This window comes from Neisseria shayeganii 871 (assembly GCF_000226875.1).
GTDB lineage: Bacteria > Pseudomonadota > Gammaproteobacteria > Burkholderiales > Neisseriaceae > Eikenella > Eikenella shayeganii.
This window is the reverse complement of the sequence record NZ_JH164926.1, coordinates 363,695-379,385: the sequence shown is the minus strand read 5'-3', so window position 1 is coordinate 379,385 and position 15,691 is coordinate 363,695. Positions and strand designations below refer to the sequence as shown.

Sequence of the window (15,691 nt, the reverse complement as noted above, 5' to 3'; positions counted from 1 at the left end):
TTGGTTCGGATAAGCGGGTTATTTCATGAAATTTTGCAGTAAGATACGGGCGACATCGTCTAAGCCGAAACCATCGGCATCGGCGGCGGTGCCGTTTGGCGTGAGGCTGTCGATGATTTGGGGCAGGTATTGCGACAACAAGTCGCCGGCCTGGTGGCCGTCTAAGCCCACTTGTTGGGCGGCTTGCTGCAAACCGCCGCCCAGTGCGGACTCGAGCTGATCGGCGCTCACCGACTGGTTGCCGCCTTGTCCGATCCAGCTTTGTAAAATATCGCCCAGGCCGCCTTGTTGCAGCTGTTGCAGTAGGTTGCCGACACCGCCGTTTTGCTCGATCAGCTGCGCAATCAGTTGCAGCGCTTGGCTTTGGCCGTTACCGTTGCCGCCGGCGATGGAAGAGAGGGCGCTGTTGAGAACGGAGTCTAGGATTCCCATGCTTGATTCCTTTTAGAGAGGAGGCAAAAAAGGCTGTGTGGTTTTGGCAGAGTCCATTCCAGCTACTTTTTTAGCCTATTGCTGCTTGCCTTCATGTGTGTATTGCTAGCAAATTAATTGCTATATATATGTTCCGTAAAAGAAAGCATTTTAAGTTTTGAGGGCCGGTCCGACAAATCGGCCGACCCTCAGTAAGGCGGCGCAAGTATAGCAATCTCAAGCAGGCTAAGCAATCCAGCGCTTGATGCCTTCCCGAATCTCGGGGGCAATCCACAACAGATAGCCTAGCATCAGCACATTGCCCACCGCCACCACCAGGTAGAGCAGGGTGATGCTGTCAAACAGCCACAGCAATAAAGCGCTCAGCAAGGCGGCGGCCACCATAAATAAGCCGTTGACAATGTTGTTGGCGGCCACTGCGTGGGCGCGGAAGGTTTCGCTGCTGGCGGTTTGCAGCCAGGTGTAAAGCGGTACTGAGAAAAAACCGCCGAAAAAGCCGAGCATGCCGATGCACAACATCACCGGATAAGCATGGCTGCGGGCCAAGAAAGCAGTGATGCCGACCAATTCACGGTGGTGTTGTCCGTGGGTTAAGGAAACCAGCAGCAGGCCGAACATACCCATGCCGACGGTACCCAAGGCCACCCAGCCCAAATTCAGGCGGTTATGGCTTAATTTGGCGCACAATACCGATCCGCTGCCGATGCCGATGGAAAACAGCGCTAACATCAGATTGAATACCGCTTCGTTACCGCCCAAATGCAGGCGGGTGAAGGTGGGCAGTTGGGTGGTGTAAACCGCGCCGATAAACCAAAACCAAGAAATGCCGATGATGGCCGCGTAAAGCGCACGGTCGGCGAAGGCTTGGCGCAGAATGTCTTTTGAATCGCGCACCACGTGCAGGCTGACGGCGGTTTGCGGCGCCTTGGCCGCCACGCGCGGCATAAACAGGCTGGTGCACAAGCCCAAAGCCGCAATCACCAACACCACGGTGGACACCACTGTGCCGCCGGTGCCGGCCAGCAGGGTGCCGATGATCTGGCCGAACAAAATGGCCAAAAAGGTGCCGCTCTCAATCAGGCTGTTGCCTGAAAGCAGTTCTTTTTCGTTGAGATAATCCGGCAGCACGGCGTATTTGAGCGGACCGAACAAAGTGGATTGCAGGCCCATCAGGAACAGGCAGCCCATCAGCAGCCAAACCGATTGCGCCAAAAAACCGACGGTGGCCAGCATCATCACCGCCACTTCCATCAGCTTGATCACCGCCGCCATGCGGCCGCGGTCGAACTTATTGCACAGCTGGCCGGATAAGGCGGAAAACAGAAAAAACGGCAAGATAAACAATAAGGCGCCCAAATTGAGCATCTGCTCCGCCGGCAGCCAGCTGCTCTGCCCCAAGCCGTGGTAGCTGATCATCACGAAAAGGGCGGTTTTAAACAGATTGTCGTTCAGGGCGCCGAGAAATTGGGTGCCGAACAGGGGCGCGAAGCGCCGGCTTTTGGCAAAGGCAAATCCGTTGCTCATGGTTGGTCCTTTCTGTGGCCGTGTTCCTCTTCGTGTACCGAATCGTCATCCATCAGAATGCGGTGGGCGGGGCCTTCCAAATCGTCAAATTGGCCGTGTTTGCCCGACCACCAAAAGAAATAGCCGATCACAAACGCCAACACGATGCTGATGGGGATCAAGATAAATACGCTGCCCATGGTTTAGAGGTTTCCGTTTAAGTCCGACAACACAAACAGCCTGCCTGCCAAGCGCAGGTATTGCTGGCGCAGGTCGGCGACGGGGTGGCCGGTTGAATCGTGAATGGTGAGAGTATCGCCTTCAACACGCCAAAGCAGGGTCTGTTCGGCCCATGCTTGTAGCGGGTTGTCGGCCGGTAGCTCCGCTGAAGAAGCATCCGCCGCCTGCAGGCGCAACATACAGACGCCGCTTTGCGGCGGCTCTTCGTATTCGTCATCCGGCAGGAAAACGATGAAGCCCAGATGGATGCCTTCGGGCGTGTTGAGGGTGAATTGCTGCATGTTTCAGGTAGCCTCGGATTAAGGTGGCGATTCACCGCCGGCGGTGCTGAGCGGCTACCTGAAACAGCCGGCTGTGTGCCTGTGGCGGTGTTTCAGCAGAGCGGCCCTAGCCGGCGCCGTTTAGCTGTTGAGCAGCCAATACTGCAGGCCGACCACGGTTTTGGCGTCTTGGATTTCGTTGTTCTGCATCGCCGCTTTAACCGCCTGGCGCGACAGCAACACGGTTTCGACAAATTCGTCCTCATCCGGCGTGCGGGTGCTGGTGGCGCTGACGCCTTCGGCCAGATAGAGATACATTTTTTCGTCGCAAAAGCCGGGGGCGGTGTAAAAAGTGTGCAACAGGCGCACGCGCTCGGCGCGGTAGGGCGTTTCTTCTTCCAGCTCGCGGGCGGCACACAGAGCGGGGTCTTCGCCGTGGTCGAGCTTGCCGGCCGGCAGTTCGAGCAGGGCTTGGGCGGTGGCGTAACGCCATTGGCGCACCAACACCACTTCGTCTTGTTCGGTGACCGCCAGCACGCAGGCGGCGCCGGGATGGCGGATGACGACGCGGTAGCTTTCGTTGCCGTTGGGCAGGCGTACGGTGTCGCGGGCGATGGTGACGAATTTGCCGTTGAAAATCGGCTCGGAGGCAATTTGGGTTTCGGTTAAATCCATGGGTTTTCCAGGCAGCGGGAGAGGCGGCGGAGTTTTCAGGTAGCCTGCGGTATGGGTGCTCGGGCTACCTGAAAGCCGTCGGCGGGTTTATTGCACCACGTAGCCGCGCAGTTCGTTAATTTTGCTGCGGGTTTCTTCGGTTTCGCATTGCAGGCGCGCCAGCTGGGCGGCATGGTTGCTGCCGGCCTGTTGGGCGGCGGCGGCACATTTGGCGGAGGTGGCGCTGTTCCAGTTTTGGTAGTCTTGACCGATGATGGTTTTTACGTCGTCAGGAATGCTCTGCCACAGGCGGCGGATTTCCTGATCGGCCTGCTGATTCTGGCGGCGGGCTTCGTTGACGGCGGCCAAGAGGTGGGTTTCGGCATTTTGCGCTAATTCAGGCAGCCGCTGCTCTATGCGTTGGGAGTCGCATTCCAAACGCAGCACTTCCTGCTCCAGCGGCTCGCTCGATTCCGATTTGCCGAAGTAGGCGCATTCGCTTTCGCGCAGGCGGTTCCATTGCTCTTGATCGGTTTTCAGGGCGGCGCGGGCGGCGGGCGGCAGGCTTTGCCACTGTTGGTTGAGCTGGCGGTGCCAGCCTTGGTTTTCGCTTTTCGCCGCTTCGAGCCGGGCTTGCAGTTGGGCTTGGTTGAGGGCGTCGAGTTCCTGCTGGCGGGCGGCCTCGGCCGAAGCCGCCTGCTCCAGCACTTGCGCATCGTGTTTCAGTTGGGCGTGGGCGAGATAGAAGCGCAGTGGCAGGGAAAGCGCGGCAGCAGCGGCTTTGCTGTCCAGTTCTACTACGGTTTTGGCGCCGTCGTCGGTGGCTTGTACGGTGTAGGAAAGGGAGCGGAAGTAGCCCTGTTTGCCGTCGGCCCTCAGTCCGTTGCTCATCACGCTTTCCATGTCTATGCCGTCGGTTTCGTGCACGCTCATATAGCGGGTGAAGCTTTCCTGCAGTTTCAGCGCCGCATCGGCCGTGGGCGTGAGCCGGAGAGAGGCTTCGCAGGCCAAAGCCGCGTTGTCTTTGCCGGCGGGCTGGACGGTGCGGATGTCGTCGATCGCCAAGCCCAAAGCCTCCAGGCCGCTGTTCACGGCGGCAGCGTCGGACACGCTGGGCAGTTGGTCTGCATGGTTGCCGAGGGCGGCTTGGACCGCCGATTCCTGGCGGATTTGCTGCTTGAGCGCCTCCACGACTTCGGGGGCGCTGCAGCTCAGGGCGGATGGGGCGTCTTTTTCGCCGCAGGCGCTGAGGCAGGCGGCGCTGAGTAGGGTGCACAGCAGCAGACGTTTCATGATGTTTTCTCCTGAGGGTCGGATTGGGCAAGGGGCTACCTGAAAGCTGAGGCGCGGCGTTGTGGTGGCGGGGCCGGTGTTCGGGCAACGGTTTTCAGGTGCAAATGTCGCAAGAGGGAATGGTGCGGCTGCTGTCGAGCCGCAGTTTTTTGCGCTGCTCGGCGGCAGTAAAACGGCAGCGCTGCAAGTCGGTGCTTAAGGCCAAAGGCGGCACGGGCGCGGGCTTGCCTTCGTGCATGGCCACCATGGTGAAATAGCAGCTGTTGGTGTGGCGTACGCTGCGGCGGCGGATGTCTTCCGCTTCGACGCGGATGCCGATTTCCATGGAGGTGCGGCCGACGTGGTTGACGCTGGCGAGGAAAGTTACCAATTCGCCCACGTGTATCGGCTCTTTGAAGGTGACTTTGTCCACCGACAGAGTCACGCAGTAATGCCCGCTGTAACGGCTGGCGCAGGCATAGGCCACTTGGTCGAGCAGCTTGAGCAGGTCACCGCCGTGCACATTGCCGCTGAAGTTGGCCATGTCGGGCGTCATCAAAACGGTCATCTGCAGTTCGTGCTGGGGCGTTGGGGCGGCGTTGGGGGTGTATGTTTCGGTATGCATGGTGTGTTCGGGTTCGGGCTACCTGAAAGGCGGCGTGTTTTTATTTGGCGACGATTTCGAAATTCAGGCCGATTTTCTGCCATTGGGCGGCATCGTCGGCCAGAGCGCCGGCGGTGAGCGGGTTGTCGTCCAGCCAGCGGCGGTTGATGCTGAGGGTGTAGCGGCGCTGTTTGTAATCCAGCGTGGTGCCGTCGGGCAGGGCGAGCGGCAGGCGGCCGCGGCAGAACAGGGCGGCCAGGCGCAGGGAAAGGGTGGCGAACCAAAGCATGCGGTTGCCGTTAAGCAGCTCGGCCAGTTTGCGTACGTCGCCGCGGTGGCCGAGCACCAGGAGGGACAGAATACGCTGTTCTTTGCGCGAGAAGCCGGGCATATCGGCTTGCTCGAGGATGTAGGCCGAGTGTTTGTGGTAGGCGGTGTGGGCGATGTCGATGCCGATTTCGTGCACCAAAGCGGCCCAACGCAGATATTGCTGCCAGTGGCTGCGGGTTTTCGGCTCTTCCTTGGCCGAGAGCATGGCGAAAAACTGTTCGGCCAAGGCGGCCACGCGTTCGGCTTGGTTGGGGCCGACGTGGTAGCGCTGCTGGAAGCGGGCGATGGTTTGGTCGCGCATGTCTTCGTTGAGCTGGCGGCCGATGAGGTCGTAGAACACTCCGTCGCGCAGGGCGGCGTCGGTTACCGTCATGCTGCGGATGCCCAGCTCTTCAAATACGGCGGTCATCACGGCCAAGCCGCCGGCGAACACTTCGATGCGGTCGGCTTTTAAGCCTTCCAAACGGGCTTTTTTGGTGCTGCCGGCCCCGATCAAGCGGCGGGCGATGTGCTGCATGGCTTCAAGGGTGATGCCGTCCTGTTCGGGAAAGAGGGCGGCGGTAACGTCGCGGATGGCGCGGGCGGAGCCGGAAGTGCCGACGGCGAAATCCCAGCCGTTGAGTTTGAGGATTTTGCCGATGCGCTGGATTTCGCTGCGGGCAGCGGTGACGGCGGTGCGGAAGCTCTCCGCACTGACTTTGCTTTTCGGAAAAAAGCGCATGCTGTAGGTTACGCAGCCCAGATTCAGGCTTTCGGTTACCGTGGGCTGGAGGTCGGAGCCGATCACGAATTCGGTGGAACCGCCGCCGATGTCCACCACCAGCATTTTGTCGCCGTTGGGCGGCAGGGTGTGCACCACGCCGGTGTAGATCAGGCGGGCTTCTTCGCGGCCGGCAATCACTTCGATCGGAAAGCCCAGCGCGGCTTCGGCTTTGGGGATGAATTGGTCGATGTTTTTGGCCACGCGGAAGGTGTTGGTGGCCACGGTGCGCACCTGTTCGGGCGGAAAACCGCGCAGCCGCTCGCCGAATTTGGCCAAACAGGCCAAGGCGCGCTCCTGCGAGGCCTCGTCGAGCATTTTGCGCTGGTCGAGACCGGCGGCAAAGCGCACCATTTCTTTGATGGAGTCGATGATTTGCAGCTGGCCGTTGTGGTTTTGGCAGATTTGCAGGCGGAAGCTGTTGGAACCCAAGTCCACCGTGGCGAGCATATTGTCTGGAATCATTGAAGGGGCGGCAGTGGAATAAAGCGCGTATCTTACCTTGTCGGGCGGGGGCTGTCATGATGAAAATGCGGCGGCGAAGCGGGTTTCAGGTAGCCTTTGCGCACCATTTTCCGGTACGCGGTTTCGGCCGGCAATACGGGCTGAGATCTTTGCAAAATACCCAGATGTGGATGCAGTTCAAGGCGTAGCAGCGCAGCGAGCGTGAACGCCAGGAATCCCTGTGGGACAGACATATCATCTAGATAGGCAAGTGAGCGAGCAGCGCACAACGCAGAAATGCGCCGCAGATGGGGGTGTTGCAAAGGTCTCGGGCTGCCACGGAGAGAGCGCACAGGGCTTAAGTAGCCCGAGGCGGGCCGCTTCTATATAATGCGGCGCCGTTTTGAACGGAAGTGACAAGGCTTGAGGCGATGGAATTTTTATTGGCGGCGGTGGCTTGCAGCGTGGCGGTGTCAGTGTTGCTCAAAGTGGCGCGCCGGCGCGGCATTCAGATCGAGCACGCGATTGCGGTGAACTATATTGTGGCCGGGGCGTGTTGCTGGTTTCTGCTCAAACCCCCGCTGCATTCTTTGGCACAGGCCGACTGGCGCGCGCTGTGGCCGTTTTTGCTGCTGGGCGTGCTGCTGCCTACTATTTTTGTGGTGCTGGCGCGGGCGGTGGAGCAGGCGGGTATTGTGCGTACCGATGCGGCTCAGCGTTTGTCGCTGGCTTTGCCGGTGGCGGTGGCATTTTTGTGGTTCGGCGAGGTACTGACGCTCAATAAAACGGCCGGTATTGTGTTGGCGTTCACCGCGCTGGCCGGCCTGCTGTATAAGCCGGAGGGCGGCAAAAAAGGCAGCGGCGGCCTGTTTTGGCTGGGCGGGGTGTGGCTGGGCTTCGGCGTGATCGATATTTTGTTCAAGCAGTTGTCGAAAACCGGGCAGGCGGTGTCGCTGAATCTGTTTGTGGCGTTTGCGCTGGCCTGTGTGCTGATGTGGGGTTATGTGTGGTGGCGCGGCAAGGCGCTGAAAGCTGCGGATGTGGTGGGCGGTCTGCTGCTGGGGGCTTTGAATTTCGGCAACATCTTGTTCTATCTGAAAGCGCATCAGGCGTATCAAAATGATCCGACGCTGGTGTTTGCCGGCATGAATTTGGGCGTGATTGTGTTGGGCACGCTGGTGGGGGCGGCGGTGTTTAAGGAAAAGATTGCCACCGCCAACCAAGTCGGCATTGTGCTGGCTTTGGCGGCGGTGGCGAGTTTTTATTATTTGGATAAGGTGTTGGCGTTTTTCGGCTGGTTTCCGAGCTAAGTATATGTTTTAAAAATCTAGTTTTTTTAGCAAAAGGCTACCTGAAAGTATGGTTTCAGGTAGCCTTTTGTTAGGGGAGGGTTTTATTTCGGCACCACGGTGGCGGAAAGGGGCAGGTGGTCGGACAAGAGCTGCCAGGGTTTGCCTTGGTAGGTGACGGCGTCGAGCACGGTGAGGTGGCGGGTGTAGATGCGGTCGAGGCTGAGCACGGGCAGGCGGGCGGGGAAGGTTTTGGGGCGGCTGCCGCTGAAGCGCAGAAAGGCTTCGTCCAGACCGAGCACTTGGCCGAGATTGCGGCAGGATTGGTGGCGCCAGTCGTTGAAGTCGCCGGCCAGCACCAAGGGGATGTGGTGCGGAATGTGGCGGTGGATGTAATCGTAGAGGGCGCGGTATTGTTTGCGGCGGTCGGGCTCGCGCAGGTTGAGGTGGGCGCACAGACAAACCAAGGGATAACGCCAACCGGGCGGTTGGATTTCGCAATGCAGAATACCGCGCTGCTCCAGACGGTTAACCGATACGTTGAGGTTGTGTTTGGTGGTGAGCGGCAGGCGGCTGAGGATGGCGTTGCCGTGGTGGCGGTCTTTGAAGACGGCGTTGCGTCCGTAGCTGCGGTGGTAGGAAAGCAGGCGGCCGAGCAGTTCGTCGTGCGGCTCGGCGGGAAAATCAGGCACGGTGAGCAGGCGTTTGCGGTGTTCGCCCTGTACTTCCTGCAAAAACAACACGTCGGGCGCAATGCTTTGCAGGGCGTCGGCCATTTGCGGCAGCAGCAGTTTGCGGTTGAGCGGCGACATGCCTTTGTGGATGTTGTAAGTGGTGACGGTAACGGGGGCGGGCATGGAAATCGGCAGGAAGAAGGGTAAAGAGGCTGAGACCTTTGAAAACCCTCAGATGTGGATGCGGTTCAAGACGTAGCAGCGCAGCGAACGTGAACGCCAGGAATCCCCGTGGGACAGACATATCACATAGATAGGCAAGCGAGCGAGCAGTGCCCATAGGGCATAAACGCGCAACGCAGAAATGCGCCGCAGATGGGGGGTTTGCAAAGGCCTCTGGTTACCTGAAAAGACGGCGTCCAATACTATATGGGCGGCTGCGGTTTTTTTCCAGAGCGGTTGGAGGCGTGCAGTGTAAAAGGGGAAAGCGGCGGGTACAACAAGAGCCGGTATCGGCTGTTGCCGTACCGGCTGTATTTTGGCGGGAATCAGACTTTTTTGCTGTCGGCTGCCGTTTCGGCTTGGGCTGGCGGTACATCGAAAACGGGTGCTGCGTTGCTGGCGGCGTTGATGCCGTCCAAGCTGTTGGGCGGTATATCGTGCGCTTCAGCCGGGCGGGTGTCGAATACCGGAGCAGCGTTGCTGGCGGCATTGATGTCGTCCAAACGGTTTTGCGGCAGTTCGGGCACGTCGGCGGGCAGCGGGTCGGCCGGGGTGGTGGTGTCGGGGTTGGCCTGCTCGGCGGCGGTATCGGTGGTTTGCTGGCTGAGGTAGGCGAGGGTAACGGCCTGTCCGCTGCGTTTTTCCAGTTGGCTGCGGTAGCTTTCCTGGCTCATCAGGGTTTCGGCGCCGCGGCTCAGGTGGGTGAAGACTTTTTGGTAGCTGCGCGTGAGTTCGTCCACCGCATCGGCGGTGTCGATGAAGTGGCGCTCCACTTCCTGACGGTAGGTTTGCAATTCCTGACGGGCGGCATCCAATTCGGTTTTGTCTTGTTTTTTACCGCGGGTGAGCAGCCACGTGAAGCCGGTGCCGATCAGAAAGCCGCCGATGCCGGTGAGCAGGAGTTGTTGGGTCAGATCGTTCATGAGGGCTCCTTTGTGGGTTTATTGTAGAGTGAATTCGGCTTTGAGCGAGAAGGGCTCGATGGGTGCCCAGGCTTGGCTGCCGTCGGCAATTTCAAATAGATAGCGGCCGCTCATTTCGCCCCACGGGGCGTCGAGGATGACCGAGCTGCTGTATTCGAATATCTGGCCGGGCAGCAGGCGCGGCTGTTCGCCCACCACGCCGGCGCCTTCTACGGTTTGCCGTTTGCCGTGGGCGTCGGTGATGTCCCAATGGCGGCGGCGCAGGGTAACGGTTTCCGGGCTGCGGTTTTGGATGGTGATGTGGTAGGCGAAAGCATAGCGGTCGCGCATCACGTCGCTGAGGTCGGGGCGGTACTCGGAGGCTACCTGAATGCCGATTTCGATGATCATCTGGGTGTCTGGCCAATAGAAACGGCAATCATTGTAACAAATAAGCCGCGCCCTGCAAGACGGCCAGCGAGAGCAGGGCGGCGATGAGGTCGTCGAGCATCACGCCCAAGCCGCCGTTGACCCGTTGGTCGAACCAGCGAACGGGCGGCGGTTTGACGGCGTCGAACAGGCGGAACACGCCGAAAGCAGCCAGCCACCACGCCCAATGCGGCGGAGTAAAGGCCAAGACCAGCAGCATGGCGGCGATTTCGTCCCATACGATGCCGCCGTAGTCGTGTACGCCCAGCGCGGCTTCGGTGCGGTTGCAGATGGGGATGCCGGCGGCGAACAGCAGCAGGGCAACGGCGGCCAGCGCCCAGCCGTGGATGCCCAGCGCCATCAGTCCGGCGGCCATGGGCAGGGCGGGCAGGGTGCCGAAGGTGCCGGGCGCCACGGGGGCGAGGCCGCTGCCGAAGCCGAAACCGAGCAGGCAGACGGGCCGGCGCAGCAGCCAGCGGAAGGTGGGGCGGAAGGCGGGAGCGGTTTTAGGCAAAGTGGTCGTATCCTTGTTTGGCCAGTTTGAGTTCGCTGCCGTCGGCACGCACGGTTTTCAGGTAGCCTGTATCGGTGATGCGGCCGATGCGGGCCACCGGGGTGCGGCTGTGTTCGGCGGCGGCGAGAATATGGGGACGCCGTTCGGGCGCGGCGGTAAAGAGCAGTTCGTAGTCGTCGCCGCCGGCCAGGATAAAGTCGTCATACAGCGCTTCGGGCAGGCAGTCGCGCAGGCCGGGCAGGGTGGGAATACGGTCGGCCTCCAGCAGGGCGCCGACTTTCGAGGCGGCGAGAATGTGGCCCAAGTCTTGCGCCAAGCCGTCGGAAATGTCTTGCGCGGCGTGTGCCAGCGGCAGCAGGGCTTGGCCGAGTGCCACGCGCGGTTGCGGGCGCAGACGGGCGGCTTCGCAGTCGGCCAGCAGGTTTTCAGGTAGCCTCACGCGCTGCCAGATGTGGTTGAGGGCGGCAGCGGCCAGGCCGACACGGCCGGATACCCAAATATCGTCGTCCACTTGTGCGCCGCTGCGGCGTAAGCCTTGGCCCTGCGGCACTTCGCCGATGATGGTGACGTTGAATACCCAGTCGCCGCGGGTGGTGTCGCCGCCAATTAGGCTGATGCCGTATTGTTTCAGCATGCCAAACAGGCTACCTGAAAAGCGTTGCAGCCAGTTTTCTTCCAGGTGGGGCAGGGCGGCGCTGAGCAACACCCAACGCGGCACGGCGCCCATGGCGGCCATGTCGGAAATATTCACCGCCAGCATTTTATGGGCCAGGTCTTCGGGGGCGACGTCGGCGAAAAAATGCCGTCCGGCCAGCAGCATGTCGCTGCTGTAGCAAAGGTCGAAACCGGCACGTGGGCGCACAATGGCGGCGTCGTCGCCGATGCCGAGCAGCACGTCGGCATCCTGCTGCCGCACGGCCTGCAGGTGGCGGCGGATAAAGTCGAATTCTCCCGGCATGGCGGCGGTTTCTCCCATCTGAAAGTGCGCATCATAACATGCGCCCGCAGAGGTGTTGGGGCGGCCGGACGGAAGTGTCGGATTCGCATGGCGAATCGGTTAAGAAAGGTTTACACGCAGTCGAATTTATACGCTAAAATCAGCGCGGCTTTCGGCATGCCGATCTTGCCGGGGGCGGCTCAGCCCGCCCGACTGAACCCCGAATTAAAGGAGATTGAAAGATGAAAGAAGTGGTGATTGTGGCCGCCAAACGCACGGCCATCGGCAATTTTTCCGGCAGCCTGGCCGGCGTCGGCGCCCCCGAGTTGGGTGCGACCGTAATTAAGGCGCTGCTGGCCGAAACCGGCGTGAAGCCCGAAGCGGTGGACGAAGTTATCCTCGGCCAGGTGCTGACCGCCGGCGTGGGCCAAAACCCCGCCCGTCAGGCGGCTTTGAAAGCCGGCCTGCCCAATACCGTGCCCTGTTCTACGCTCAACGTGGTGTGCGGTTCCGGCCTGCGTTCCACCCACTTGGCGGCGCAAGCGATTGCCTTGGGCGATGCCGACATCGTGATCGCCGGCGGTCAGGAAAACATGAGCCAGGCGCCCTATTTGCTGCCCGGCATGCGCAACGGCCAACGCATGGGCGACGGCAAAGTGGTGGACAGCATGGTGTACGACGGTCTGACCGATGTTTACAACCAATACCACATGGGCATCACCGCCGAAAACATCGTGGAAAAATACGGCATCAGCCGCGAAGAGCAAGACCAGCTGGCGCTGACTTCGCAAAACCGCGCCGAAGCCGCCCAAGCCGCCGGCAAGTTTAAAGACGAAATCACCCCGGTGAGCATTCCGCAGCGCAAAGGCGATCCGATTGTGTTCGACAGCGACGAATTCATCAAAAAAGGCGCCACCATCGAAACCATCTCCAAACCGCGTCCGGCCTTTAAGAAAGACGGCACCGTTACCGCCGCCAACGCTTCCGGCATCAACGACGGCGCCGCTGCCGTGCTGATGATGTCTGCCGAGAAAGCCGCCGAGCTGGGTCTGAAACCGCTGGCCAAAATCAAAGCCTACGCCATGGACGGCTGCGCGCCCGAAATCATGGGCATGGGCCCGGTGGGTGCGGTGAAGAAAACCTTGGCCAAAGCCGGCTGGAGCCTGGACGAAGTGGACCTGATCGAAGCCAACGAAGCCTTTGCCGCCCAAGCCTTAGGCGTGGCCAAAGAGCTGGGCTTCGATTTGGACAAAGTCAACGTCAACGGCGGCGCGATTGCGCTGGGCCATCCGATCGGCGCTTCCGGCTGCCGCGTGTTGGTGACCCTGCTGCACGAAATGCAGCGCCGTGACGCGAAAAAAGGTTTGGCCACCTTGTGTATCGGCGGCGGCATGGGCGTGGCCCTGGCCGTAGAACGCGCTTAAGCTGCCTGTTTCCCGTAACAGACCACGGCTGCCGCTTGCGGCGGCCGTTTTGTTTGCCCGCCGCTGCGTCAACGGTTTCCCGCGACGTACAAAAAAGGTATGCTTCGGGCTTTTCAGGTAGCCTCATCGGCAACATCAGGCTACCTGAAAAGCCCTACACCATCTGAACCACCAAAGATTCGAACATGACCCGCAAACTCCATCCGCAAACCCTGGCCGTGCGCGCCGGCAAAGAGCAAACCGCTTATAACGAACACCATCAGGCGCTGTTTTTGAGCAGCAGTTTTATGTTTGACAGCGCTGCCGACGGTGCCGCTCTGTTTGCCCAACAGAAAGAAGGCTTTACCTATTCGCGCACCGCCAACCCCACCGTGGCCGCTTTTCAAAAACGCATGGCGGTATTGGACGGCGCCGAGGCAGGCATCGCCACCGCCACCGGCATGGCCGCGGTGCAGGCCGCCATCCTCACCTTTCTTAGCGCCGGCGACCATTTGATCGCCAGCCGCAGCTTGTTTGGCACTACCATGGGTTTTCTCACCGGCCATGTCAGCCGTTTCGGCATCGAAATCACGCTGGTGTCGCAAACCGATTTGGCCGAATGGCAGGCCGCCGTCCGCCCGAATACCAAAATGTTCTTTTTGGAAACCCCGTCCAACCCGCTCAACGAAGTGGCCGATTTGGCGGCGTTGGCCGAAATGGCGCACGCTTGCGGTGCCCTGCTGGCGGTGGACAACAGTTTCTGCTCCTCCGCTTTACAGCAGCCGCTCGCCTTCGGTGTCGATCTGGCGATTCAATCGGCCACCAAGGCGGTGGACGGCCAGGGTCGCGTGTTGGGCGGCATTGTGTGCGGCCGCGCCGATTTGGTAAAACAGATGGCGATGTATGTGAACGCCGCCGGTTTGGCGCTTTCGCCCTTCAATGCCTGGGTTCTGCTCGGCGGCAGCGAAACCCTGCTGCTGCGCTTGGAGCGCCAATGCCAAAACGCGCAGCGGCTGGCCGAATGGCTGCGGGCGCAGCCGCAGGTAAAGGCGGTGTATTACAGCGGTTTGCCCGATCACCCGCAGGCGGCTTTGGCCGCCAAACAGCAGCAGGCCGGCGGCATTGTGGTGGCGTTTGAAGTGCGCGGCGGGCAGCAGGCGGCGTGGCAGGTAATCGACCGCGTGGAAATTTTCTCCAAAACCGCCAATCTGGGCGACGTGCGCTCCACCATCACCCACCCTTGGACCACCACCCACGGCAAAATGACGCCGGAAGCCAAGGAAGCCGCCGGCATCCGCGACGGCCTGCTGCGTTTGGCGGTGGGCTTGGAATATGCCGACGATTTGATCGCCGATTTGCAGCAGGCGCTGGCGAGTTTGGCCGCCGAATAGGCGTTCAAAGGGACTCATCGGCAACCGTTTCAGGTAGCCTGATGCTTTTGCGGCACTCCGGATGCCGGGTGTAACCGGTAATCTGCCCATACCGGATGCGGTTGTGTCCGGACGGTCAGGGCGGCACCGTTCTGTACGGCGTGTTGATGCCCCGATTGGCACCCGATCGTCTGCCGGGTTGTGCGCAAGCATTCACGGCGTTTGCATTCCCACCGCGACGGCAGACGGCAATACAGCGCAGAAAGAAAAGGATTTCACAAAGGCATCAGGCTACCTGAAAGCAGAGGGTCAATGGCATGACGGAAAACGGTTTCGATACCGATTGTTTTATTGTCGGCTCCGGCTTCGGCGGCAGTGTTTCCGCATTAAGACTGGCCGAAAAGGGCTACCGCGTGCTGCTGGCCGAACAGGGGCGGCGCATCACGCCGGAAAACATGCCTGAAAGCACGGGCGACTGGCGCCGCTTCCTGTGGCTGCCGGCCTTGGCCTGCCGCGGCTTTTTTTCTTTGCGCTTGTTCAAGCATATGCTGGTACTGCACGGCAATGCGGTGGGCGGCGGTTCGATTACCTATGCCAACACGCTGCTGGTGCCGCCGCAGGAAGTCTGGCGGCAAGGCACTTGGGCGGGTTTGCGCGATTGGACGGCGGAAATGCCCGCACACTACCGCACCGCCCAGCAGATGTTGGGCGTAACCGACAATCCGCTTTTGGCCGATGCCGACCGCCTCTTACAGCGTTTGGCGGATGAAAACGGCATCGGCGGCAGTTTTTACCGCACCCGCGTGGCGGTGTACTTCGGCGGGCAAGACGAACACGCTCAGCAGATGGTGGACGGCGACCCCTATTTCGGCGGCAATGGGCCGGCACGGCAACCGTGTTGCGCTTGCGGCGGCTGCATGGTGGGCTGCCGCCATCGGGCGAAAAATTCGCTGGACTACAATTATCTGTATTTGGCCGAACGGCTCGGCGTGCGCGTGTTGCCGCAAACCCGCGTGCTGCGCATCGAGCCTTTGGGCGCGGCGGCGGACGGCAGCGCCGGCTACCGCATCACCGTCAAGCCGAACAGGCTACCTGAACGGCACTACACCGCCGCACAGGTGATTGTGTCGGCCGGCAGCTTGGGCACCCAACAGCTGCTGTTTGCCATGAAAGAACAGGGCTGCCTGCCCAAGCTCTCCGATGCCCTCGGCCGCCATGTGTTCACCAATGCCGAATCGCTGATCGGCATCCGTTTCCCCGGCTGCAGCGAAGACTTTTCGCGCGGCATCGCCATCGGCTCGGGCATCCATCTGCCCGACGGCACCCACATCGAGGCCACCCGTTTCCCCGACGGCTCCAACATCGTCAGCCTGTTGGGGACGTTGATGAACCACAGCCTGGCCGGCCGGTTGAGTTTCCGCCGCTGGCTGGCGGCCTTTGTCTGGGCTTGGC

General features: G+C 60.7%; 17 protein-coding genes. 4 read left to right on the top strand and 13 right to left on the bottom strand.

Features of this window, described 5'->3' with window-relative positions:
• Positions 1–18: 18 nt before the first annotated feature.
• The 8 genes from HMPREF9371_RS01705 to ppx all read right to left on the bottom strand — a co-directional run bounded on the left by HMPREF9371_RS01705 (position 19) and on the right by ppx (position 6,520).
• Positions 19–432, bottom strand: coding sequence for a YidB family protein (locus tag HMPREF9371_RS01705; protein WP_009118095.1), 414 nt, complete (start codon positions 430–432; stop codon positions 19–21).
• 225 nt (positions 433–657) lie between these two features.
• Positions 658–1,956: an MFS transporter gene (locus HMPREF9371_RS01700; protein ID WP_009118094.1), complete on the bottom strand. Its 1,299-nt coding sequence runs from the start codon at positions 1,954–1,956 to the stop codon at positions 658–660.
• The gene (gene ccoS / locus HMPREF9371_RS01695) at positions 1,953–2,135 is read right to left on the bottom strand and encodes a cbb3-type cytochrome oxidase assembly protein CcoS (RefSeq protein WP_009118093.1); all 183 of its coding nucleotides are present in this window, start codon (positions 2,133–2,135) and stop codon (positions 1,953–1,955) included. The genes HMPREF9371_RS01700 and ccoS overlap by 4 nt, the downstream gene beginning before the upstream one ends.
• 3 nt (positions 2,136–2,138) lie before the next feature.
• On the bottom strand, positions 2,139–2,456 hold the full coding sequence (locus HMPREF9371_RS01690; protein WP_009118092.1) for an HLGFF motif protein: 318 nt from the start codon (positions 2,454–2,456) through the stop codon (positions 2,139–2,141).
• Between the two features lie 120 nt (positions 2,457–2,576).
• Complete coding sequence (locus HMPREF9371_RS01685) at positions 2,577–3,110, bottom strand: NUDIX hydrolase (protein ID WP_009118091.1); 534 nt, start codon at positions 3,108–3,110, stop codon at positions 2,577–2,579.
• 87 nt (positions 3,111–3,197) lie between these two features.
• A complete protein-coding gene (locus HMPREF9371_RS01680; RefSeq protein WP_009118090.1) occupies positions 3,198–4,382 on the bottom strand; it encodes an AAA family ATPase in 1,185 nt (394 codons plus the stop codon).
• Positions 4,383–4,476: 94 nt separating this feature from the next.
• Positions 4,477–4,986, bottom strand: coding sequence for an acyl-CoA thioesterase (locus tag HMPREF9371_RS01675; protein WP_009118089.1), 510 nt, complete (start codon positions 4,984–4,986; stop codon positions 4,477–4,479).
• Between the two features lie 40 nt (positions 4,987–5,026).
• Positions 5,027–6,520 carry an exopolyphosphatase gene (ppx, locus tag HMPREF9371_RS01670; RefSeq protein WP_009118088.1) on the bottom strand — a complete coding sequence of 498 codons (1,494 nt, stop codon included), beginning with the start codon at positions 6,518–6,520 and terminating at the stop codon, positions 5,027–5,029.
• A gap of 410 nt (positions 6,521–6,930) precedes the next feature.
• Here ppx and HMPREF9371_RS01665 point away from each other — a divergent pair, with 410 nt between their 5' ends.
• Entirely contained in the window at positions 6,931–7,809 is an 879-nt protein-coding gene (locus HMPREF9371_RS01665) for a DMT family transporter (RefSeq protein ID WP_009118086.1), read from the top strand.
• 83 nt (positions 7,810–7,892) lie between these two features.
• On the opposite strand, the gene HMPREF9371_RS01660 is transcribed toward HMPREF9371_RS01665, so the two are convergent.
• From HMPREF9371_RS01660 to thiL, 5 genes are all read right to left on the bottom strand, one after another.
• The gene (locus HMPREF9371_RS01660) at positions 7,893–8,645 is read right to left on the bottom strand and encodes an endonuclease/exonuclease/phosphatase family protein (RefSeq protein WP_009118085.1); all 753 of its coding nucleotides are present in this window, start codon (positions 8,643–8,645) and stop codon (positions 7,893–7,895) included.
• Positions 8,646–9,010: 365 nt separating this feature from the next.
• Entirely contained in the window at positions 9,011–9,607 is a 597-nt protein-coding gene (locus HMPREF9371_RS10960) for a Z-ring associated ZapG family protein (protein WP_009118084.1), read from the bottom strand.
• Between the two features lie 18 nt (positions 9,608–9,625).
• Positions 9,626–9,997, bottom strand: coding sequence for a Co2+/Mg2+ efflux protein ApaG (apaG, locus tag HMPREF9371_RS01650; RefSeq protein ID WP_009118083.1), 372 nt, complete (start codon positions 9,995–9,997; stop codon positions 9,626–9,628).
• A gap of 28 nt (positions 9,998–10,025) precedes the next feature.
• Entirely contained in the window at positions 10,026–10,529 is a 504-nt protein-coding gene (locus HMPREF9371_RS01645) for a phosphatidylglycerophosphatase A family protein (RefSeq protein ID WP_009118082.1), read from the bottom strand.
• Positions 10,522–11,505: a thiamine-phosphate kinase gene (gene thiL, locus HMPREF9371_RS01640; RefSeq protein ID WP_009118081.1), complete on the bottom strand. Its 984-nt coding sequence runs from the start codon at positions 11,503–11,505 to the stop codon at positions 10,522–10,524. Before thiL ends, HMPREF9371_RS01645 begins: the two co-directional genes overlap by 8 nt.
• Before the next feature lie 203 nt (positions 11,506–11,708).
• Here thiL and HMPREF9371_RS01635 point away from each other — a divergent pair, with 203 nt between their 5' ends.
• The 3 genes from HMPREF9371_RS01635 to HMPREF9371_RS01625 form a co-directional block, all read left to right on the top strand.
• A complete protein-coding gene (locus HMPREF9371_RS01635; protein WP_009118079.1) occupies positions 11,709–12,890 on the top strand; it encodes an acetyl-CoA C-acetyltransferase in 1,182 nt (393 codons plus the stop codon).
• 185 nt (positions 12,891–13,075) lie between these two features.
• Positions 13,076–14,260: an O-succinylhomoserine sulfhydrylase gene (locus HMPREF9371_RS01630; RefSeq protein ID WP_009118077.1), complete on the top strand. Its 1,185-nt coding sequence runs from the start codon at positions 13,076–13,078 to the stop codon at positions 14,258–14,260.
• Between the two features lie 296 nt (positions 14,261–14,556).
• The coding region (locus tag HMPREF9371_RS01625) for a GMC family oxidoreductase N-terminal domain-containing protein (protein ID WP_009118076.1) at positions 14,557–15,691 on the top strand (1,135 nt) is incomplete at its 3' end.

Bases quoted from the DNA above. Each gene is read 5' to 3' on its own strand.
- HMPREF9371_RS01685 (WP_009118091.1), bottom strand. From the start codon at position 3,110: ATGGATTTAACCGAAACCCAAATTGCCTCCGAGCCGATTTTCAACGGC.
- thiL (WP_009118081.1), bottom strand. From the start codon at position 11,505: ATGGGAGAAACCGCCGCCATGCCGGGAGAATTCGACTTTATCCGCCGC.
- HMPREF9371_RS01665 (WP_009118086.1), top strand. From the start codon at position 6,931: ATGGAATTTTTATTGGCGGCGGTGGCTTGCAGCGTGGCGGTGTCAGTG.
- HMPREF9371_RS10960 (WP_009118084.1), bottom strand. From the start codon at position 9,607: ATGAACGATCTGACCCAACAACTCCTGCTCACCGGCATCGGCGGCTTT.
- HMPREF9371_RS01630 (WP_009118077.1), top strand. From the start codon at position 13,076: ATGACCCGCAAACTCCATCCGCAAACCCTGGCCGTGCGCGCCGGCAAA.
- HMPREF9371_RS01705 (WP_009118095.1), bottom strand. From the start codon at position 432: ATGGGAATCCTAGACTCCGTTCTCAACAGCGCCCTCTCTTCCATCGCC.
- HMPREF9371_RS01700 (WP_009118094.1), bottom strand. From the start codon at position 1,956: ATGAGCAACGGATTTGCCTTTGCCAAAAGCCGGCGCTTCGCGCCCCTG.
- HMPREF9371_RS01635 (WP_009118079.1), top strand. From the start codon at position 11,709: ATGAAAGAAGTGGTGATTGTGGCCGCCAAACGCACGGCCATCGGCAAT.
- HMPREF9371_RS01660 (WP_009118085.1), bottom strand. From the start codon at position 8,645: ATGCCCGCCCCCGTTACCGTCACCACTTACAACATCCACAAAGGCATG.
- HMPREF9371_RS01690 (WP_009118092.1), bottom strand. From the start codon at position 2,456: ATGCAGCAATTCACCCTCAACACGCCCGAAGGCATCCATCTGGGCTTC.
- ccoS (WP_009118093.1), bottom strand. From the start codon at position 2,135: ATGGGCAGCGTATTTATCTTGATCCCCATCAGCATCGTGTTGGCGTTT.
- apaG (WP_009118083.1), bottom strand. From the start codon at position 9,997: ATGATCATCGAAATCGGCATTCAGGTAGCCTCCGAGTACCGCCCCGAC.
- HMPREF9371_RS01675 (WP_009118089.1), bottom strand. From the start codon at position 4,986: ATGCATACCGAAACATACACCCCCAACGCCGCCCCAACGCCCCAGCAC.
- HMPREF9371_RS01680 (WP_009118090.1), bottom strand. From the start codon at position 4,382: ATGAAACGTCTGCTGCTGTGCACCCTACTCAGCGCCGCCTGCCTCAGC.
- ppx (WP_009118088.1), bottom strand. From the start codon at position 6,520: ATGATTCCAGACAATATGCTCGCCACGGTGGACTTGGGTTCCAACAGC.